The sequence below is a fragment of the Thiemannella venezuelensis genome (assembly GCF_014203605.1).
GTDB lineage: Bacteria > Actinomycetota > Actinomycetes > Streptosporangiales > Streptosporangiaceae > Planomonospora_A > Planomonospora_A venezuelensis.
In genome coordinates, this window is sequence record NZ_JACHJJ010000004.1 from 48,737 (window position 1) to 69,371 (window position 20,635).

The following is a 20,635-nucleotide window of genomic DNA, read 5'->3' on the forward strand; positions in this document are numbered from 1 at the left end:
TCATTCCACAGGGGTCGGGACCGGCCGGGGATTTCGTCAGGGAGTCGCGCTGAGGCCGATCACGATGAAGCGCTCGGCGACCACGGCGACCGAGAGCAGGAACGCCGGAATGGCGGTCCACAGCAGCAGGCGCCTGGTCCTCGGGGCGCGGCCCGGCTCGCGCAGCCGGACGAGCTGGTAGCCGAAGAGCGCCGACCAGGCGACCACCAGGGCGCCCAGGCCCACCGGAGTCCACGGCGAGCTGCGGTCGCCGGGGCCGCGCAGGCTCACCGGCTCGGGGATCTCGGCGCCCTTGGGGTAGGACCGCAGCGTGTAGACCGCGGCGTCCTCGTTGCCGTAGACCTGCTTGAGCAGCGGCGCGGCGTCCAGGGCGGCCCGCAGGCGCCTGTCCCAGGCGTCCGGGTAGCCGTGGTTGAGCTGCAGGTAGGCGGCCTGCCCCCGGCTGACCACGAGGTAGGTGTTGGGCGGGGAGAGCTTGAGCTTGTCGATCACCGAGGAGATCACGGCGGGGTTCTTGTCCACGAGCACCTGCTCGTAGCGGATCTTGTCGAAGTCCTCCTCGCCCCAGGGGATGCTCGGCGTGACCTCCTCGCCGATCTGCGGGACCAGGTACAGCACGCGGGCGCTGGGCTCGTCGTGCTGGTAGACGTAGTGCATCGCCGCGACCTCGCCGGTGGAGACGCGCTCGAACTGCTCGTTGCCGTAGCGGGCGACGAGGAAGGCCATGGAGAGCGCCAGCGCGCACGCGGCGGCCAGCAGCAGGGAGATCCGGCGGGTGAGATGCGGATCGAAGCGGATGTTCCGCCTGCGGATCGGCACCGTCTCGTCGGGGTTGTCGGCCGTGCCCGCGGGGAGGTTCGGGAAGAACGCGTAGGCGGCCAGGATGCAGGCGCCCGGCAGCGCGAACATGTAGATCCGCAGACCGATCTCGCCGCCGTAGCTCTGCAGGCCCAGGGCGAGCACCGGAACGCACAGCAGCAGCAGCGCGGCCCGGTCGCCGACGCCCCGGCGCACCCGGCGCAGCAGGCCGACGGCGGCCAGCAGCAGGATGACGGCGCAGATTCCGAGCCGGGCCATCAGCACGAGCGCGTGCTTGGCGTCGCTGCCCTCGATCCGGTCGCCGGTGTTGCTCTGCAGGTTCTGCAGGATCCTGCCCAGCCCGCCGAAGAGCTGGTCGAGGTGACCGCTCCAGAAGGTGGTCGTCTGGTAGCTGATCCAGGCGAGCACGATCAGGCCGAAGAAGAACGGCGCGGCCCAGGTGAGCGACGAACGCCGGAGCAGGATCAGGCCGGTCAGCGCGCCGAGCATCATGAAGGGGGTGATCTGGTGCGCGGTCGTGGCGGCCACGAACAGGCCGATCAGCATGATCAGCATGATCGACCGGTCGTAGACGCCGGTGGTGTGGCCCAGCTCGCCCGGGGTCAGCCTGCCCAGCCGGATCAGCAGCCGCCGCAGCCGGCCGCCGGTCTTCGGGGGCGTCTCGCGCGGTTCGACCCTGCCGAACCAGCGCAGCAGGATCGCCACGAAGGCCAGGTAGATCGCGTAGGTGAAGCCCTGGGCGGAGAAGTAGTCCTGGCCGATCCACTGCACGACGACGAAGAGCAGGGCGGCGAACCAGCGCGCCCGCGTGGTGGCGACCACCTGGCGCAGGATCAGCACGAACGGCAGCAGGTAGAGCAGGTTGGACAGCAGCGGGGTCCACTGCATGAGCGTCGTGAGGTCGGTGATCCCCGCGGCCCTGGTGACGAACGCGACCAGCGCGAAGAACCCGGGCCAGGCGAAGCGGGCGTCCAGGATCGGGGAGGACTCGCCGGTGCGGGCGATGAACTCCACGAAGCCCGCGTGGACGTAGGCGGTGTGGAAGCGCGGCTCGTCGTGGATCAGGGCGGAGGCGCCGTGCAGGGCGAAGGTGATCGCCGAGATCTGGAAGAGCAGCAGGAACTTGCGGTCGGTGTTCTGCGCGATGGTGACGAAGAACGCCGTGATCATCAGCAGGATGGCGGCGAACGCGGCGCCGGGCAGGGCCGAGATCAGCCCGAGCCCGTCGATGTCCGCCACCTCGACGCCGCGCAGCGGCCCCGGCGAGACGCGCAGGGCCAGCACGTACATGACCAGGCCCTCGACCGTGAGCAGCGGCGGCAGCCACCTGGCGGCCGTCCGGACCAGCGCGGCCGCCCGCGCGGACCCGGCCGCGGGCACCGGCGGCCCGGTGGTGGAGTCGGCCTTTCCCTCGACCTCGGCAGTTCCCGCCGCCCCCGTTGTCACGTCATTACCCGCCGATTGACTCACGTCTAACATCATGAGGGCTGCGTGGACCCTGATGCGACGACCGATTGCGAAGTTTTGCCATAGTTGAGCATTTTGCGAAGGCCGCCGAATATCATTCCGGCGACCGCGAGCTCGCTCAGCAGCAGGGCGTAGCCCACCGCGTTCACGCCCAGGTGGGGGAAGAGCAGCAACGTGCTGACCAGCACGAGAACCGCCAGCCCCATCTGGACGAGCGCCAGCTTACGTGCCTGCCCGCGCGCCCGGAGACCGCTGAGATAGATCTCGATGAGGACCCGGGGCAGCACTGCGAGCGCCATCAGCTGCAGCAGCAAGGTACCCCGATCGGCGAATTCGGAACCGAAGACACGCAGGATGAACGGGCCGGTGAGGATCGTCGCGATCACGATCGGAACGATGATCATGAACGCCCGGCGGAGGGCCCGGCGGGCGTTGGCGGCCAGCGCGTCCCGGTCGAAGGAGCCCTCGACGGTGAGGGAGGTCGCCATGTTCATCGCCAGCAGCTCGATCAGGCAGCCCAGCGTGTGAGCCATCGAGAAGTAGCCGAACGTCACCTCGTCCACCTGCGCGGCGATCAGCACCGGGATCAGGTAGACGATCGCCAGGATCGAGAACGTGCCCGGATAGTCGCCGGCCAGGAAGCGGCCGATCTCCGGGAGCCGGGGCGGCGGGACGGTGGAAGCGGTCTTCCTGACGTGCCGGGGGACGACCTTCCCGAAGATGAAGATGTTGATCGGGATCAGCGCCATCGCGGCGGGGATGATCCAGGAGACGAAGATGCCGCCGTCGGGCAGGGCGTACGCCAGCCCGACCAGCATGGCCATCTTGACCAGGCCGTAGCCGAGGCTGTTCACCGGCACCCAGGTGGCCTTGCGCAGGCCGGCCAGGGTCACGTCCTGGAGGGTGAACACCGACCAGACCAGCACCGAGGCCAGGAAGAACAGGCCCGGCCCGAAACCGTCCAGGGAGGCGTAGGTCGGCCCCCACCACGGCAGCGTGAGCAGGAACCCGACCGCCGCCGTCACGCCGGTCGCCCCGGCTATCACGTAGGCCCGGATGATGAGCTCCGGGGTACGGCGCCCGGCCAGCGGGATGAACCTGGCCAGCGCCCCGACGAAGCCGAGCGCGGTCAGCGAGGCGAACAGCCGCATCGCGGTGATCACGGCCTGGCCCCGCCCGAAGTCCGCCGCGTCGTACAGCTGCGCGGCGAGCCACCAGTAGCCCATGCCGAGCACGGCCGTGATGGCGGTGTTGGCCATGAGCGCGTAGCCGTTGCGGAACAGCGGGTTGCGCAGGTCATGCCGGAGCCTGCCCCACAGCCCCGTCGGCCCGGCCTCCTCGGCCGGCCCGGGAGGGGAGGCCTCGCCCGGGGCCGGGGACCCGGCGCCCGCAGGACTCTCGCCGAGGAGCCCGAGGCCGGCGTCCGTGAACGCATCGGCCCGGATCGTCCGTTCGTCGAGTTCGCTCATGTCCCTGTCTCCCCCCACGCCCGCGGACGTGTCACTCACGCGAGCCCACGGACCCTGCGCAAGCCGTACTTCGTGCGCCTGACGACGGCGTAGCCCTTCGTCAGCACGCGCTCCTTCATGTAGATCAGCGGGATCCGGCTGCCCTCGACCGCCCGGCGGAACATCGGCATCGTCGTGCCGTCGGTGACGGTCAGCCGCGGCATCGCGAGCACGTCGTGCCGGTCGGCGGCGATGGCGTTGTTCACCGCGCAGGCGGCCCAGTAGCCGGCCCGCCGCACCTCGCGCCGGACGCGCGCGCTGGAGTAGCCGTACGGATAGGCCATCGTGGTGACCGGAGCTCCGATCTTGTCCTCCACCAGCGCCTTGTTGCGGCGCAGCTCCTGGCGGAGCCGGTCCTCGGGGAGCTGGTCGAGCTGCGGATGGCTGTGGCTGTGCCCGGCGATCTCGATGCCGCAGGAGGCGGCCTCGCGGGCCTGGGTCCAGGACACCGTCTTGTCGAGCGGCCGGCCCGCCGCGTCCTTGCCCGCGTCGCTCACCCATCCGCTGGTCAGGAAGAGCGTGGCGGGGAAGGAATGCCGGTCGAGCACGGGCAGGGCTTCGGAGTGGAAGTCCTCGTAGCCGTCGTCGAAGGTCACCACGATCGGGCGCTCCGGGATGGAGCGCCCGTTGTTGCGGTGCAGCGAGGCGACGAGGTCGGCCACGGTCAGCGGCGTGAAGCCGCTCTCCTTGAGATAGGAGAGCTGCTCGGCGAAGGCCGAGGGCCGTACGGCCAGCGGTTTCGTCTCGGCCGTGGGCCGGTCGGAGACCGAGTGGTACATCAGGATGGGCACGCGGATCATGACTGCCCCAGTTTCAGGCGGAGAGAGCCGACAACATAACCCCAGGTCGTCCAGGCGAGGCCGACCACGATCGCGGCGGCCCGGCCGAGGCCGGACACGTCGCCGCGGAGAGCCTCCCCGACCCCCCGCAGCGCGCCGAGCGGCAGCGCCTTCAGCGCGTGCGCCCGCTCGCTCGCCAGCCCGTCGCCGGCGCCGACGCTCTGGGCGACCAGCGCCTTGGACAGGCCCTCGGCGTAGCACCGGGACCGGAAGTAGGAGAACCGGGAGCGCGCGGCCGAGACCTTGTGGCCGATCACCGCCTCCGGTTCGAACATCATCACCGAACCCGGCATGCGCTGCGAGATCCGGATGCAGAACTCGGTCTCCTCGCAGCCCAGCGGGCGCGGCTTGCGGCCCTGGACGCTCCGGCCGATGCCGGTGTGGAAACCGCCGCTCTCCGTCACGACCTCCTTGCGGAAGGCCGCGTTGCCGCCCATGACGTTGCGGATCGGCGCCCGGGCCGTGGGCATGCCCTGGTAGGTGCAGCCCACGGTCCAGTCGAACTCCTGCGGGAACCAGCGCGGGCGACGGCCCGTCGCCCACAGCGGCCTGGTCAGGCCGCCCACCCCCACCACGGCCGGGTCCTGGAAGCCCTCCTCCAAAGCTTCCAGCCAGCCGGGCTCCGCCACCGCGTCGTCGTCGAGGTACGCCACGATGTCGCCCGAGGCGGTCGCCGCACCGGTGTTCTTGCCGCCGGACAGCCCCTTCTCGTGCGTGTTCTCCACCACGATCGCGTCGGGGTACTCCCGCTTCAGCATCAGGTGCAGGTCGGGGTTGTAGTCGACGACCAGGATGAGCTCGTGCGGCCGGCGGCTCTGCCTCCGGACCGAGTCCACGGCCTCCCGGATGTCCTCCCAACGCTCCTCGGTGTAGACGCAGATGACGACGCTGGTCTTCATGGCTAGGCGGCGCCCTGGTCGGCGGCGGGCGTGGCGGTCTGCGGCTCCGGCAGCAGGGCGGCGGGCTTGACGCGCCACTCCCGGATGATGGTCTTCAGCACGCGGATGCCGTCGCGGACCGCGTGGAGGTTGCTCTCCCCGTGGATCCGGCAGCGTTCGTGGCTGGGCACCTCGTAGACCTTCAGACCGGCCTTGGCGGCCCTGATGTTCATCAGGGTCTCGACCTCGAAGCCGGCGCAGTCGATGTTCAGCACATCGAGGTGGCGGGCCCAGAAGGCGTTGTAGCCGTAGCAGAGGTCGCTGTACTGGGTGCCGTAGATCTTGTTCACCAGACCGGTCAGCACCTTGTTGCCGAACGTGCGGGTGAAGGTGAGGTCGTCGCTTCCGCCGCCGGACGCGTAGCGCGAGCCCTTGACGAAGTCGGCGCCGGTGACCAGCGCGCCCACGAACTGGATGATCTCCCGGCCGTCGGTGGACCCGTCGGCGTCGATCATCACGATGATGTCGCTGGTGCAGGCGGCGAAGCCGGCGGCCAGCGCGTCGCCCTTGCCCTTGCCGGTCTGGGTGACGACGCGGACGTTGGGCCGGAGCCGCTTGGCGACGGCGACGGTGTCGTCCACCGAGTTGCCGTCCACCAGGACGATCTCGTCGATCCACTGCGGCAGGGTGGCGAACACGTGCGGCAGGTTCTCCGCCTCGTTCATCGCCGGGACCACGACGCTGACCGTGGGCGAGATGGCCACGTGCGGCGTGAGCGGCGTGAAGCGCTCGATGGGGGGCATCGACCTGAGCGGAGGGTTGGCAGGGTGCTTGGTGATGTCGGGACTCATGGTGACGGATGTCCTTCCGTTCGGTCGGTCGTCGGAGACGACTGCCAGACGGACCCGGAGCCAGACGCGATCGGGACGATCGAGGGAAATGGCAGATGCGGTGAGGGATGCATGGAAGGGTCCTGGCGGCGGCTGAGGTGCTGGGTTGTGCGATACGGGACTTGCGTTGTGCGATATAGCGGGACGTGCGGAGGGGCCTAGACCCCTCCTGTTTCCTTGACGGCGGTGCTGGGTGATTGGTTCTGGACGGAGGTACGCATCCGGCCGAAACCTTTCAGCACACGATCGGCCAGTCGATACAGCTCAGGACGGTCGGTGACGATCGTGCGTGCTTTGTTGACGGGTGTCCGACCCATCCAGTGAACGGCGGCCGTCGGCGACGGGCGAGAGACGCGCCCTTCGGCGACGAAAAGATCGCCGCTCTTTAGCCAGCCCTTGTATTCGCGTCCGCCCTTGCCCATGTCGACCTGGCGCAGGCCGGCGCCGGCCGCGTGCTCCGCCATGAGTAGATGGTGCACGATCCCGGGCGAGTAGCGGGCGAATTCGGTGTCGTACGCGGGGAACCAGCCGACCAGGGTGTCGGCCGTGCGCAGGCCGAAGTGCCCCGCGACGGGCGTGTCGCCGGCGTAGACCATGGTCAGCACGCCCGCGAAGTGCGGCGACCGCTCGGCGTGCATCTCGTCGAGCAGCCGGACGATCCAGGGCTGGGCGAAGCGGTCCACCCGGCCGGTGCGGCGGTACTGGTCGGACTTCCACTGCATGAGCTGCCGCAGGGCCCCCGTGTCGGCGGAGTCCCACTCGAAGCGGAGCCCGCCCTGCTCGCGGCCGAACTTGCGCTCCTTGTAGCGGACGGTCTTGTAGTTCTTGGGGGAGTTGGCGCGGACCTGCTCGACGTAGGCGTCGAACCCGGCGCTGAGGTCCATGACGGGCGCGGGCCGTACGTCGGTCTGGTAGGGCGCGAAGGTCGGCTGGCCGGCGACCATGTGGTCGAAGTCGAAGACCGAGAGCCTGCACGTGCGGAGCAGGGCGCGGACGTCCACCTTCAGGTCGGAAACGGAGATCAGCCCGTGGCAGGTGGTGAGGAACCCGCCCAGCGGTTTGCCGATCCCGAAGCTGTGCCGTTCGTAGGGGAAGAAGGCCACGATCTTGTCGCCGTCCTCGATGACGGCCACCCGGACGTAGTCCCGCAACCGCCCCATGGCCAGTGCGAACTCCACGGAAAGAAAGGGATTGTCGAGGGCGGGATCCGCCCCCTGCAACTCCCGCCAACGGGAGATCTCGGACTCCCCGAGTTCTCCTGGGCGAACGACGCTGATGTTCACCGTGACCTGGCCCCCTGTTCGGTCTGCAAGCTTCCGCCCCCCCGGTACAAAACACGCAGCACGTATATGAAGCCGCCCAGCACCGCGATCGTCGCCACCCCGGCCCGGGGCGACCATGCGTCAAAGGAGAGCATGGCGGTGGCAAGGAGAACGTTTATGACGAGACTTGCCGCCGCACCGACTGATAGTGCCGCAAGAGGGTCACGATCACGCAACAGTCCCATGACTGCGGCCCCAGGAACGATCAGAAGGAACATAGGAGTCAAAATCAGGCGGAGTGGTGTCTCGATCTCTGCAAGTGCCAACACAGCCCCGGAGAGGCATGTCAGAGCGAGTATCCACCTGAACACTCTTCGGTTGGTCGACATCTCTGGCTCCCGGGATGGACAAAGGGACGGCTGATCGCCACCTCATGTGACCAACCGCCCCGTGCGGACGTCAATGCCGACGTCTGGCATCTGTCCATGGTTTACCCGATGGCAAAGAGTTGTGCGTCCACCTTCCAAGCTGTGGTCAAAAGGTCAAGACATCTCCGGAGCCGGACTGGAGGTCGCCGAGGGGGGCTCCGAGGGCGGCTCAGACGGGTCCGGCGGGGGCTCGGAAGCCGCTGGTTCAGGGGCTTCCCACGAGATCGCGCAGCTGACGCCCCCTCCGTCGGACCGGAACACCACCTGGCCGGATCCACTTTCGGCGAGTCCGGTAGAAGTGACCCAAATCACTCCATTGGCCCCTGACCTGAGCCGACCTCGGGCGGGCTGGATGACCAGCCCGCCCGAAGCGGTGGCCGACCACTCGATGACGGCGTTGTGCGCGGTGAGTCTGATCTGCCCGGAACCCTGGCCGATGTCGGAGGGGCAGGAGACGGCCAGCCGCGCGGGGGCGGGCCGGGGGGTGGGCGGGCGCGTGGCCCTGGGCCGCCGCGACGAGGGGCGCCGGTCCGTGCCGGGCGCGGGCACCGGCACCGTCGCCGCCGGGCGTGTCCCCTCCGCGATGGGCTCCGGCGGCGGGCTCTCCTCCGCCGAGGGGGTCTCCGTCGGTGCGGTGTCCGAGGGCGCCGGTTCGGCGGGCGGCGCAAAGGTGATCATCGCGGGCTCCGTGCCGGGAGCGGCTTCGGCCGTCCCCGTGCGGCCTCCGCTGAGGTCCAGCCCGGTGAGCGTGATCATGCCTGCCGTGGCGGCCAGCACGCACACGGCCGCCACGATCACCGGAACGCTCCGCCTCGGCTTCCGCCGCCGCACCGCGCGCCGCGATCCGGAGGCTCCCGCCGCCCCGGAGGGCCGCGATCCGCCCGCGACGGGGAAGCCCGTCCGGTCGAAGGGGCCGCCCGCCTCGACGATCGCGGCGCGGACCTCGTCCAGCTCGGGATTGACGCAGGTCTCGACGACCCGCCGGCGCAGGGAGAGCGGCGGGAAGACCACCGGAACCATGTCGAGCAGCCGTCCGGCCGAGACGTGCCGGCCCCGGCGCTCGGTGCAGACCTCGCACCGGGCGATGTGGCCGGAGAGCCGTCTGCGCAGCATCGGGGTGAGCGGCCCCTCCCACGAGTCGACCATCGCCGACAGGTCGGGGCAGTGCGCCCGGCCCACCTTGGCGAGAACGACCGCGGCGGCGGCGTTCTCCAGATGGTCGCGGGCCCGGCCGAGCCGGGCGGCGGCCTGCCGGGAGCTGAGCCCGACCACCGCCCCGACCTCGCCGGTGCCCAGGTCGTGCCGGAGCGACAGCTCCAGGACCTCCCGCTCCTGTCCGCCCAGCTCGCCCAGGACCTCGTGGACCAGCGCGGCGAGTTCGCGCTCGCGGGGGTCGTCGTGGCCGTCCACGGCGGGCAGGGGCAGCGAGGGCGGCGCCGCGCCGTGCCCGCCCCGGGGCCGGGCCGCGCACCGGGAGCGGACCAGCGCGTACAGCCAGGAGCGCAGCCGCCCGGCGTCCTGGAGCAGGTCGGCGCGCCCCTGGGCGGTGACCAGGGCGTCGTGCACGGCCTCCGCCGCGCCGTCCCGGTCGGCGAGCAGGGAGCACGCGTAGTCGTTGAGGCGTTCGGCGTAGGCGTCGAAGAGGCTTGCGGGCGCCTGGGTGTCGGCGCGCCGGAGCGCCTCCACGAGTCGTTGGTCGTCGGCTCGGCCGACGGTCGGCCATCCGGGCACGGACTTTTCCTCCCGCGGTACGGGTTCGTTCACGGGCCATGCCCGAGACCCCACACGCGTAGGACGTCACCTGTTCATGGTGGGTTGTCCTGGTATGCCAACCTGGCATGACCTGGGGAAACTGAGACGGCCGGTACCCGTGGGGCACCGGCCGTACAGCGGGGAGGAAGTTCAGCAGTTGGGCGAGCAGAGGCGGCGGGCCATGCCGTCCAGGAAGAACTTGCGGATCTCCAGGACGTTCTTGGCGATGTAGGCGTCGCCGTTGGTCGCCTTGGCCAGGGCGTCCATCTGGCGCTTGCCCGCGGAGGCGTCGGGGCCGAAGGCGATCAGGATGATGCTGACCGGCTTCTCCGGGTCGAACTCCTTCTTGAGGAACCGCACGATCTCCTGGTTGCTCATCCCGCCGTCGGGGTCGTCGTTGCCGGCCCCGTCCGTCATGATGAGGATCGTGTTGATCTTGTCGCTCTTGTAGCCGTCCTTCATCATCTTGTAGGCGGCCGCGAGGCTGTCGTTGAGTCCGGTGTCACCGGTCGCCTTGGCCTGGGTGGTCGAGAGCTTCTGCTTGATCAGGTCCGTGCGGAGCACGCCGTCCACGGTCTCGGTCAGCGGGCCGACCGAGACCGTCTCCCGGTAGTCCACCCCCTGGCCGTCGAGGTGGGTGGAGAACTCCCACAGCCCCATCTCGCTGTTGGCGGGGAAGAGCTTCATGCCCTCGACGGCGATCCTGGCGATCATCTGCATCCGGGTCGCGCCGGTACCCTCCACCGGGAGCGCCATGGTGCCGGAGACGTCCAGCAGGGTGACCAGGCGGGTGCCCAGGTTCATCCGCGACCACGACTGCGACATGCGCGCGACGGTCTTGGCGTCGGGCATCTCCAGCGCCTGCGGGGCCTTGGCCTGGAAGCCGCCCTTCTCGGAGATGGCCGCGCCGCCCTTGCCGTCCGGGGTGCGGAAGCCGTGCTCCTGGAGGGTCTTCCTGGCGGCGTCGGTGCCGAGCTCCTTGGCGAACTCCGCGGCCACCTCGCGCATCTCGTCGTCGGTGGTGGTGACCACGATCGGGTAGTCCAGGTTGAAGGTGCCCTCGGCCGGGTAGAGCGGCACCGCCGGGACCTCGGGCTTCTTGGTGCTGTTGAAGGCCCAGACGCCCTGCTCCGAGGAGATGCCCAGCGGGACGCGGCGGCCCTTCACGCCCAGGCTGGCCAGGAGGGCCTCCTGGTCCTTGACGGTCGAGCCGGAGAGCGTCTTCATCGCGCCGACCAGCTGCTCCTGGCCGACGCCCGCCGCGGTGGCCACCCCGGAGGCGGCCAGCAGCGCGCCGAGCCCGGCGGCGTTGAGCGAGGGGTCCAGCGCGAGCACGCGCACCTTGCGGCCGGGACCGTCCACGTTGGCCGCGTTCGTGGCGTTGATCATGCCGCTCCAGCTCGCCTCGCCGAAGCTCTTCTTCAGATTGGGGACCATCGAGCCGGAGGCCGCCATGACGACGGGCGACTGGGCGGCCGAACCGGTCGGCTCGGGCACGGCCGGGTTCTTGGCGCGGACGCCGCTCACCCACAGGGAGGAGTCCGGGATCCACAGGTCCATCGCGCCGACCTTGCCGCCGCTCCCGCCCAGCCCCGCGGCCACCGTCGCCGAGGCGGTCTTGGTCACCTTGACGCTCGCGCACCCGCCGCCGACCTCGTGGCCGGCCTTGGTGAAGCGGCCCGCGATCTCGGCCACGGCGGGCTGGATGTCGGGTGAGGCGGTGACGCGGAGCGTGACCTCGTCCCCGGAGCACCCGCCCCGGTCCCGGTTGATGATCACGAACGCGGCCACACCGAGCAGCACGGCGAGGGCGACCGATCCCGCCAGCGGGACCAGCACCTTGCCCCGGCTGCTCCGCCGGCGGCGGGCCGGTTCGCGGGCCGACTCACGGTACGAGGTGTAGCCGTCGTCGAGTTCATCCGTCCGGTGCCGTCCGCCCACGATGCCCTCTTCGGTGTCGATGTCTGCAGCTAGCGGGCCACCCTATCGGGAGGTAAACCGCAATATTCACGGAACTGTACTGGGAACACTTACCGTGGCAAAACACCCCTTTTGGTGTAGATATCACGCTACGTGACGGTAATGAATGCCTGCGTCCTCCGCGAGCGGATGCGGTCAGTGGCAGCAGGTGTGCCCGTGCCAGGCTTTCCGGCCCTCCCAAACGGCCGTTGCGGCCAGACACACCGCCATCGCCGGATCGGCCCACCACCAGCCGGCGTCGTTCAGCACGAGCCCGGCCAGCACCCCCGCGGCGAGCGCCGCGCACATCAGGTTCTGGGTGCCCTCGCCCGCGGTGGCCGCCGAGTGCAGCCGTGCGCCGAGCCGCCGCTTCGCCACCCCGAGGAGCGGCATGCTCACCAGGCTGACCGCCGTCACCACCGCCCCGAGCGCGCTGGGCGCGGCCCGGTGCCCGGCGTCCAGGTCGTGCACCACGTGGACCAGCAGGTAGGGGGCGAGCAGCCAGAAGCTCACCGCCACCGCCTTGCGCGCCCTCTCCTCGGCCTCCGCCGAGCGGGTCCGCGACCCGGTGAACCGCCAGACCACGATGAGGCTGGCCAGTGCCTCCACCAGCGACCACACCCCCCAGCCGATCAGGGCGACCGAGTGCGCCCACAGTCCTGCGGCGATGCCGAGCGCGCTCTCCGCGCCCAACCAGCCCAGGGTGACCAGCGACAGGGTGCGTGCCCTGCGCGCGTCGCGCAGCCATGCCTCCGCCGGCACCACCCCGGTTCCGTGCACGGCGACGTCGGGTAGTTTGCTCATCACGCTACGTTACTGCGCTGCGGCGGCCGCAGGCGCTCGGCGATGATCCCGGCCGCGTAAGCTCCGTCGGGGACATGCCAGCCGATCACCGAGGAGAGCCGTGCCGTTCACACCCAGCCACATCGCGGCGGTGCTTCCGCTCGTCTCCTCGGAGCGGGTCCGCCGGGTGCTCGATCCCTGGGCGCTGGCACTGGGCACGATGGTCCCCGATCTGCCGATCTTCCTGCCCTTCCTGCCCGACTACTCGATCTGGCACTCCGCCAAGGGCGTCCTCGTGCTGGCGCCGCCCGCGGTCGTGCTGCTCATGGTGCTCTTCCACGGGTTCCTCCGCGACCCCCTGACCACGCTCCTGCCCCCCTCGCTGGTCGGTCGCGCCGCCGCCCTGGCCCCCCGCCGGTACGGCCTGCGCCACCTGCCCGGCGTGCTCGCCGGAGGGGTGCTGGGCGCGTTCACCCACATGGCGTGGGACTCCTTCACCCACTCCTACAGCTCGGCCATCTGGGGCTGGGCCTGGCTGGACGCGCGGCTGGCCGGGACGATCCAGGTGTTCCGCGTCTTCCAGTACGTCTCGACGGTCGTCGGCCTGGCCGCGGTGCTCTGGTGGGCCTGGCGCGGGCTGACCCGGATGGAGCCCCGGCCCGTGCCCGGCCGCCTGGCCGTCTCCGGCAGGGCCAGGTTCGGCGCCCTGTCGGCGACCGCCGTCTCGACCCTGCTGGGAGCGGCGACCTGGCCGCTGGTCTTCCCTCCGGACAGCCGGGCCGCGATGGCGACCAGACTGGGCGCCGGGGTGGTGGTCGGCTGCTTCCTGGGGCTGTTCGCCTACGCGCTGGTCTGGCGGCTCCGGCAGGTCATGGCAGTATTCGAACGTGCCTGACGCCTCAGATCCCCGCCTGGCCGACTACACGGGCCTGCGCGACGTGGAGCTCCGCAAGAGCCTGGAGGCCGAGCACGGCCTCTTCATCGCCGAAGGCGAGAAGGTGATCCGCCGGGCCGTCGCCGCCGGCTACCCGGTCCGCTCGGTGCTGCTGACCCGCCGCTGGCTCGGCTCCCTCGCCGACGTCCTCGACGGCCTCGGTGACCGGGTCCACGTGGTGGACGACGACGTGATGGAGGAGATCGCCGGGTTCCCGGTGCACCGGGGCGCGCTCGCCTCGATGGAGCGGCGGGAGCTGCCCTCGGTGGGGGACCTCCTGCACGGCGCCCTGCGCGGAGAGCGCACCGCCGGGACGCCCGCCGATCCCGGGCGGATCCTCATCCTGGAGGACCTCGTCGACCACGGCAACGTCGGGGCGATCTTCAGATGCGCCGCGGCGCTCGGGATCGACGCGGTGGTCCTCTCGCCGCGCTGCGCCGATCCCCTGTACAGGCGATCGGTCAAGGTCTCCATGGGGGCGGTGTTCAGCGTGCCGTACGCCCGGATGGCCGACTGGTACGGCGGCCTCGCCGAGATCAGGGCGGCCGGTTACCGCCTCCTCGCACTCACCCCGGCGAGCCACGCCACGCCGCTCAACCGTCTCGACCTCCGCTCGGCCTGCGCCCTCATGCTCGGCACGGAGGGGGACGGGCTGTCGTCGCGGTGGCTCCACGAGGCCGACGAGGCCGTGCGGATCGGCATGGACCCGCGCGCGACCGCCCGGGGCGTCGACTCGCTCAACGTGGTGGCCGCCGCCTCCATCGCCTGCTACGAGCTGGCCGCCCGCGACTGGTGACCGGAGGCCGGGGCGGCTCTCCGCCCGGGACTCCCCGGGCGGGCGGGCCCGGGATCAGTCGCGCATGCCGGCGCTGAGCGCGCGCAGCCCTTCGACGACATCGGCGCCCGACGGCGCGTTCTCCGGGTCGGTCAGCCACTGCACGATGAGCCCGGTGATCAGGGCGAGCTGCACCGACCCCAGCGTGCGTGCGGTGTCGTCGGCGACGGCCTGCTCAGGCGTGCCGCTCAGCATCGCGGCCAGGCCCCGGCGGCCCTCCCGCTGGCCCGCGGCGATCTGCTCCCGCATCTCGGACGTGCGCTGCGCCTGAACGAACGCCTCGAAGCTGGCCAGCGCCATCGGCGCGTGGGCGGAGACCGAGTCGATGATCCGGTCGTACATGGCTTCGTGCCGCCGGACGCCGGAGTCCTGCCCGCCGGGAGCCAGGGCGCGGCCGAACTCCGCTCCCCATTCTTCGATGGCCCGGATGAGCGCGGCGTTGAGAAGCGCTTCGGTGGACCCGTAGTGGTAGCCGACGGCCGCCATGCTGACGCCCGCCGCCCCGGCGATGTCGCGGAGCGTCGTGCGGGCGTAGCCCTTGTCGTACAGGCAGCGCGTCGCTCCGTCGAGGAGGTCTTCACGGTTTCCCATGACTCCACCATAGCGCAAACGCCTTAATCATTCGCCTCAGTCAAACGATTTAGGCAACTGCCTTGCGCAAATGAACAAGAGCCTCGTACCGTCGTACACGACAGCCCCCCGACGGAGCGGAGCCGGAAATGACAAGGCAGACCAAGGCGCTACGCCTGGACGACGTCCGAAAGGTCCACGGCGCCGGACCCACCGCCGTGACCGCGCTCGACGGCATCACGCTCGCCCTGCCGCCGGGGACCTTCACCGCGGTGATGGGGCCCTCCGGCTCGGGCAAGAGCACCCTGCTGCAGTGCGCGGCCGGGCTCGACCGGCCCACCGGCGGCAGTGTCGTGGTCGACGGCGTCGAACTCGCCGGACACGACGAGGCCGCCCGCACCAGGCTCCGCCGGCAGCGGATCGGCTTCGTCTTCCAGCAGTTCAACCTCCTGCCCACGCTGACCGTGCTGCAGAACGTGCTGCTCCCCCTGCGGCTGGCGGGCGAGAAGGCCGACCCCGGACACGCCGTCGCGGTGCTGGAGCGGGTCGGCCTCGCCGGCCGGCTCGGCCACCGGCCGGCCGAGCTCTCGGGCGGGCAGCAGCAGCGGGTCGCGATCGCCCGGGCCCTGGTCACCCGCCCCAGCGTGATCTTCGCCGACGAGCCGACCGGCGCCCTGGACACCCGTAGCGCCCGCGACGTCCTGAACCTGCTGGCGGAGTCCGTCCGCGACCACGGTCAGACCGTGGTCATGGTCACCCATGACCCGGTCGCCGCCGCCTACGCCGACTCGGTGCTGTTCCTGGCCGACGGCCGGATCGTCGGCCACCTGCCGGAGCCCACCGCCGACGCGGTCGCGGAGCGCATGGCCGGCCTGGGTGAGACGGCCGCGCAGCGGCGGATCCTCGAAGGAGTGTGAAAAGCATGTCCGCTCTGGCACTGAGTTCGCTGCGCGGCCGCGCAGGCGGGTTCCTGGCGAGCTTCCTGGCGATGTTCCTCGGCGCGACGATCCTGATGGCCTTCGGCTCCCTGTTCGACACCAGCGGCGGGCCGGGCGTCGACGCGGTGAGCCGGGAGATGCTGAACACCCTGGCCGCCGTGGTCGGCGGCTGGGGCCTGATCCTGGTGACCTTCGCGGTCACCTCCACCCTGACCCTCTCGGTCCGCCAGCGCGCCGGCGAGATGGCGCTGCTGAGGAACATCGGGGCGACCCCCGCCCAGATCAACCGGTTGATCGTCACAGAGGCGCTGGTGCTGGCCGTCGTCGCGGTCGTGCTGGCCGTCGCGCCGGCGGTGCTCGCCGGCCGGGTGCTGGTGGAGTGGCTGGCCGGCTCCGGGCAGATCGGCGGGTCCGTCCACCCCCACTTCGGCGGGTTCGCCGTCCACCTCGGGGTCCTGGTCACGGTCGCGGCGGCCGTGGTCTCCGCCGCCCTCGCCGCCCGGCGCGTCACGCGGCCGAGCGCCGCCGGCGCCGCGCTGGACGCCGCCACCGGCGGCACGGCTCCGGGGTGGAGGCGCGCCGCAGCGGCGGGCCTGTTCCTCTTCCTCGGTGCCGACCTGGCCGTCGTCACCGCCACCGTGATGCGCGGCAAGAGCGACTTCGAGCCGATGGCCACCGCCGGGCCCGCCTCCATCTGGTTCTCCGCGGGACTGGCGCTGCTGGCCCCCTCCCTGCTGAGGCTGGTCGCCACCCGGCTCGTCGCCCCGCTGGAGCGGTTCGGCGGCGCGGCCGGCCACCTCGCCGGGCTGAACCTCACGGGACGGAGCGACCGGCTGGCCCCCGCGGTGATGCCCGTCATCCTGTTCACCGGCATCGCCACCGGCACCCTTTACATGCAGAGCACCGACGCCGCGGCCAACGCGCTCGCCGGCGTCACCCCGACCGCCGACCACCACGCCGCCCAGACCACCAACATGGCCGTCATCGGCATGATCCTGGTGTTCACCGCCATCATGGTGGTCAACACCCTGGCCGCCACCATGATCCATCGCCGGGGGGAGTTCGGCCGGCAGCGGCTCATCGGCGCCACGCCCCGCCAGATCCTGTGCATGGTGGCAGGCGAGAGCGCCGTGCTCACCGCCACCGGAGTGATCTTCGGTACCGTCGCCTCGCTGGTCACGGTCATCCCGTTCAGCATCGCCAGAACGGGCTCGGCCATCCCCGGAGGCGGGCCCGCCCCCTATCTCGCCGTCGTCGCCGTCGCCGCCGCCATCGGCGTGGCCACCAGCCTCACCGCCGCCCGGCGGACCCTGCGCACCCCGGCGGCCGAGGCGGCGGCCGCCTGACCGCCCGGCGGTGGCTCCCGCCCCGACCGGCCAACCGCCCGCCGAGGCGGGAGAAAACCCTTTGCGGACGGGCGGCGCCGTACCGATCATTGATGCCATGTTCCGGCACGCCTTCACCGTCGCGCCCGCAGCCGCGGGTGCGACGCCGCGTGTCTCGGTCCCCTTCGGCGGCGCGGAGCGCTGACCCTTCCCCGGACGTCCTGGTGACCCGGTGGGGGAGGGTCGGCCGAGCGCACGGGTCACCGCCTCAGGCGAGCACCGAAGGAAAAGGAACATGAGGAGCACGGGGAGCAGGGCCAAGCAGGCCTACACGCGGGCCAAGCCGCATCTCAACATCGGCACGATGGGCCACGTCGACCACGGCAAGACCACGCTCACGGCGGCGATCACCAAGGTCCTCAGCGACCGGGGCGGCGCCACGTTCGTCCCGTTCGACCGGATCGACCGGGCCCCCGAGGAGGCCGCCCGGGGGATCACGATCAACATCTCCCATGTGGAGTACGAGACGGCGACCCGCCACTACGCCCACGTGGACATGCCGGGCCACGCCGACTACGTGAAGAACATGATCACGGGCGCGGCGCAGCTGGACGGCGCGATCCTGGTGGTCTCCGCGCTGGACGGGATCATGCCGCAGACCCGCGAGCACGTGCTGCTCGCCCGGCGGGTCGGGGTCGGGCACGTCGTCGTCGCGCTCAACAAGGCCGACGCCGCCGACCCGGAGCTGGCCGACCTGGTCGAGCTGGAACTGCGGGACCTGCTCGCCGGGCACGGCTACCACGGCGTCCCCGTCGTACGGGTCTCCGGCCTGGGCGCCCTCCGGGGCGAGCCCGAGTGGACGGCCGCCGTCGAGGCGCTGCTCCGGGCGGTCGACGACCACGTGCCCGTGCCGGTCCGCTTCACCGGCGCGCCGTTCCTGCTCCCGGTGGAGAACGTGCTCACCGTCACCGGCCGGGGCACCGTCGTCACCGGAGTGATCGAGCGCGGCACCGTCGCGGTCGGCGACACCGTCGAGGCGGTGGGGCTCGGGGACGGGTTCACCGCGGTGGTCACCGGGGTGGAGACCTTCGGCAAGCCGATGGAGCGGGGCCAGGCCGGAGACAACGCGGCGCTGCTGCTGCGCGGGGTCCGGCGCGAGCAGGTACGGCGCGGCCTGGTGCTGGCCGCGCCCGGCACCCAGACGGCCCACCGGCGCTTCACCGCCCGGATCCACCTGCTCACCGAGTCCGAGGGCGGGCGCCGTACGGCTGTCACCACCGGTTACCGGCCGCAGTTCTACCTGCGCACGACCGACGTGCCGGGCCGGGTGGACCTGGGCGGGGACGGGCTCGCGCTGCCCGGTGAGACGGTCGAGGCGTCCGTCGAGCTCGGCAGGCCGGTGGCCCTGGAGACCGGTCTCGGCTTCGCCGTCCGCGAGGGCGGCCGAACCGTCGGCGCCGGCACGGTCACCGCCCTGCCCGGTTGAGATGCGGTGCGGGGCCCCTCGTCAGGGCCCCGCACCCCGGACGGGGGCGGCGGTTCCCCGGATGGGCCCTCCGCCGGTCCGGGCGGCGCTCTCCACACGCGCACCCGGTTCCGCGGCGTCGTCCCCGCCCGTGTCAGTGCCCGTTTCAGTGCCCGCGCCGTCGTCCATGCCCATGCCCATGTCCGCGCCCATGTCCGCGCCCGCGCCCGTGTCCGCGCCCGCGCCCGCGCCCGCGTCCGTGCCGTCGCCGTGCGCGGCCTCGGCGGCGGCCCACTCCAGCAGGCGCTCGGCGGTCCGGAAACGCCGGGCGGACCTGGACTCGCCGAGCAGGACGCCGATCAGCCGGTGGCCCGCGCGGTCGGCGGTGAAGGACAGGCAGTAGCCGGCGGCGCGGGTGTAGCCGGTCTTGACGCCCAGCACGCCGGGGACCTCGCCGATCAGCTCGTTGGTGTTGGTCCAGGTGTGGGCGCGGTGCGCCCCGGTCTTGCGCAGCACGTACCTCCGGGTGGAGACGACGGTCCGCAGCACCGGGTCGCGGAGCACGATCCCGGCCAGCTTCGCCTGGTCGGCGGCCGTCGAGTACCCCCCGCGCGGTCGGGGCAGCCCGTCGGCGTTGGCGTAGGCGGTGTCGGCCAGGCCCAGGGAGCGGGCGGCGGCGTTCATCTTGGCGGTGAACCCGGCCTGGCCGGGTCCGTAGACGCGGGCCAGCGCGTGGGTGGCGTCCGCGCCGGAGGGGAGCATCGCGCCGTAGAGCAGGTCGCGCACGGTGAGCCGCTCCCCGGCGCGGAGCGAGGCGTCGGTGGCGTCGTTGCGCCTGGCGTGCCCGACGTCCCCGGCGGTGATCCTGACGACGTCGGTCAGCCGGGCCTCCCGCCGCACGACGTAGGCCGTCATGACCTTGGTCAGGCTGGCCACCGGCATCCTCACGGTGGCGCGCTTGCCGAGGTGGACCACTCCGGTGGTGGCGTCGACCAGGTATCCGGCACGGGCGTGTACGGCGGGCGCCTCGCGGCGGGCGGCCGGGGCGGCAGGCCCGGAGGGACCGGCCGCCCCGGAGGGGAACGGGGCGGCGGCGGGAGAGGGGCCGGTGAGAGTGCGCGGAGCGGCGGCGGGCACGGCGTGGGCGGGTGCGGCGAGCCCCGCGGCCAGGAGGGCCGGACAGGCCAGGGCGGCGCAGGCGGTCAGGCGGATTCCCCCGGTGTACATGCGGATCATCGTGGCAGAACCCGCCTCCGGAGCGTGCCCCTTGACGTCCCGGCTGTCGAACCTTGGCGTCCGTGTCGCCCGCGGACGGCGGCGATCAGCCGTGCTCGCCGGGGGAGGCGGAGCCCTGCGCGGCCGCGCTGCCCGCTCCCGCGGTGCTCCCCGCCCCCGCCGGGTCCGCCGTTCTCTCCGGGCCCGCCGTCTTCTCTGCGCGGAGGGCGGCGCGGCGGCGCCGTACGAGGAGGGCGGCCGCCGCGACCGCGACGGCGGCGGCGGCTCCCGCCGCGGCCGGAGAACGCCCGGCCAGGGCGAGCCAGCCCCAGATCACCGAGTAGAGGCCGAAGTACGTCACCGGGCACCAGGTCAGGCAGCCCAGAGCGCTGGCCGCCACGTACTTGGGATAGGAGATCTTCAGGACCCCTGCCACCCAGGGCAGGGTGTGGCGGACGCCGGGAACCCAGAAGCACGCGTAGACCGAGAGCGCACCCCACCGGGCGACGAACCGCTCGGCCCTGAGGATCTTCTCGTCGCCGATCCGCCTGCCGAGGCGGGAGGCGTAGATCTTCGGGCCGAGCTTGTGGCCGACCCAGTAGTAGACCTGGAAGGCGGCGAAGAGCCCGACCATGCCGAGCAGGAAGGGGATCAGGACCGCAGGGGACGTGGGGTCGGGGACAGCCGCCGCAAGAAGTCGCATCACCGAACACCACCGCCAGGATCACTTTAACCGTTCTTCTGATATTAGGGGAGGCTTACCTCACT

General features: G+C 71.6%; 18 protein-coding genes. 5 read left to right on the forward strand and 13 right to left on the reverse strand.

Going from position 1 to position 20,635, the window contains the following annotated elements:
* Positions 1-36 precede the first annotated feature (36 nt).
* The 10 genes from FHS22_RS07875 to FHS22_RS07920 form a co-directional block, all read right to left on the reverse strand.
* Positions 37-2,265, reverse strand: coding sequence for a hypothetical protein (locus tag FHS22_RS07875; RefSeq protein ID WP_184939747.1), 2,229 nt, complete (start codon positions 2,263-2,265; stop codon positions 37-39).
* A 32-nt stretch (positions 2,266-2,297) separates the two neighbouring features.
* Positions 2,298-3,755, reverse strand: coding sequence for a lipopolysaccharide biosynthesis protein (locus tag FHS22_RS07880; protein WP_184939748.1), 1,458 nt, complete (start codon positions 3,753-3,755; stop codon positions 2,298-2,300).
* A 35-nt stretch (positions 3,756-3,790) separates the two neighbouring features.
* Complete coding sequence (locus tag FHS22_RS07885; RefSeq protein WP_184939750.1) at positions 3,791-4,594, reverse strand: polysaccharide deacetylase family protein; 804 nt, start codon at positions 4,592-4,594, stop codon at positions 3,791-3,793.
* On the reverse strand, positions 4,591-5,532 hold the full coding sequence (locus FHS22_RS07890) for a glycosyltransferase family 2 protein (protein ID WP_184939751.1): 942 nt from the start codon (positions 5,530-5,532) through the stop codon (positions 4,591-4,593). The genes FHS22_RS07885 and FHS22_RS07890 overlap by 4 nt, the downstream gene beginning before the upstream one ends.
* 2 nt (positions 5,533-5,534) lie before the next feature.
* The gene (locus FHS22_RS07895; RefSeq protein ID WP_184939753.1) at positions 5,535-6,362 is read right to left on the reverse strand and encodes a glycosyltransferase family 2 protein; all 828 of its coding nucleotides are present in this window, start codon (positions 6,360-6,362) and stop codon (positions 5,535-5,537) included.
* A gap of 197 nt (positions 6,363-6,559) precedes the next feature.
* Entirely contained in the window at positions 6,560-7,579 is a 1,020-nt protein-coding gene (locus FHS22_RS07900; RefSeq protein WP_221473446.1) for a GNAT family N-acetyltransferase, read from the reverse strand.
* Positions 7,580-7,680: 101 nt separating this feature from the next.
* Complete coding sequence (locus FHS22_RS07905) at positions 7,681-8,052, reverse strand: hypothetical protein (RefSeq protein WP_184939756.1); 372 nt, start codon at positions 8,050-8,052, stop codon at positions 7,681-7,683.
* 153 nt (positions 8,053-8,205) lie between these two features.
* The gene (locus FHS22_RS07910) at positions 8,206-9,822 is read right to left on the reverse strand and encodes an RNA polymerase sigma factor (RefSeq protein ID WP_184939758.1); all 1,617 of its coding nucleotides are present in this window, start codon (positions 9,820-9,822) and stop codon (positions 8,206-8,208) included.
* A 171-nt stretch (positions 9,823-9,993) separates the two neighbouring features.
* Positions 9,994-11,784: a substrate-binding and VWA domain-containing protein gene (locus FHS22_RS07915; RefSeq protein ID WP_338047649.1), complete on the reverse strand. Its 1,791-nt coding sequence runs from the start codon at positions 11,782-11,784 to the stop codon at positions 9,994-9,996.
* A gap of 174 nt (positions 11,785-11,958) precedes the next feature.
* A complete protein-coding gene (locus tag FHS22_RS07920) occupies positions 11,959-12,606 on the reverse strand; it encodes a cation diffusion facilitator family transporter (protein WP_184939759.1) in 648 nt (215 codons plus the stop codon).
* Between the two features lie 100 nt (positions 12,607-12,706).
* Between FHS22_RS07920 and FHS22_RS07925 the strand changes: the two genes are divergently transcribed.
* The gene (locus tag FHS22_RS07925; protein ID WP_184939761.1) at positions 12,707-13,480 is read left to right on the forward strand and encodes a DUF4184 family protein; all 774 of its coding nucleotides are present in this window, start codon (positions 12,707-12,709) and stop codon (positions 13,478-13,480) included.
* Complete coding sequence (locus FHS22_RS07930) at positions 13,473-14,315, forward strand: TrmH family RNA methyltransferase (RefSeq protein ID WP_184939763.1); 843 nt, start codon at positions 13,473-13,475, stop codon at positions 14,313-14,315. The genes FHS22_RS07925 and FHS22_RS07930 overlap by 8 nt, the downstream gene beginning before the upstream one ends.
* Positions 14,316-14,369: 54 nt before the next feature.
* Here the strand turns inward: FHS22_RS07930 and FHS22_RS07935 are convergent, their stop codons facing one another.
* Entirely contained in the window at positions 14,370-14,945 is a 576-nt protein-coding gene (locus FHS22_RS07935; protein ID WP_184939764.1) for a TetR/AcrR family transcriptional regulator, read from the reverse strand.
* A gap of 128 nt (positions 14,946-15,073) precedes the next feature.
* Between FHS22_RS07935 and FHS22_RS07940 the strand changes: the two genes are divergently transcribed.
* The 3 genes from FHS22_RS07940 (at position 15,074) to tuf (ending at position 18,673) form a co-directional block, all read left to right on the forward strand.
* Complete coding sequence (locus FHS22_RS07940; protein ID WP_184939766.1) at positions 15,074-15,841, forward strand: ABC transporter ATP-binding protein; 768 nt, start codon at positions 15,074-15,076, stop codon at positions 15,839-15,841.
* A gap of 5 nt (positions 15,842-15,846) precedes the next feature.
* Positions 15,847-17,208 carry an FtsX-like permease family protein gene (locus tag FHS22_RS07945; protein ID WP_184939768.1) on the forward strand — a complete coding sequence of 454 codons (1,362 nt, stop codon included), beginning with the start codon at positions 15,847-15,849 and terminating at the stop codon, positions 17,206-17,208.
* 274 nt (positions 17,209-17,482) lie between these two features.
* Entirely contained in the window at positions 17,483-18,673 is a 1,191-nt protein-coding gene (tuf, locus tag FHS22_RS07950) for an elongation factor Tu (RefSeq protein WP_184939770.1), read from the forward strand.
* Positions 18,674-18,694: 21 nt separating this feature from the next.
* Here tuf and FHS22_RS07955 read toward each other — a convergent pair whose 3' ends face one another.
* Both FHS22_RS07955 and FHS22_RS07960 read right to left on the reverse strand, forming a co-directional pair.
* Positions 18,695-19,879 (reverse strand): D-alanyl-D-alanine carboxypeptidase family protein, encoded by a 1,185-nt coding sequence (locus tag FHS22_RS07955; protein WP_260407765.1) that lies wholly within the window; start codon positions 19,877-19,879, stop codon positions 18,695-18,697.
* A 94-nt stretch (positions 19,880-19,973) separates the two neighbouring features.
* Positions 19,974-20,570 (reverse strand): DedA family protein, encoded by a 597-nt coding sequence (locus FHS22_RS07960; protein WP_184939774.1) that lies wholly within the window; start codon positions 20,568-20,570, stop codon positions 19,974-19,976.
* Between the last annotated feature and the right edge of the window lie 65 nt (positions 20,571-20,635).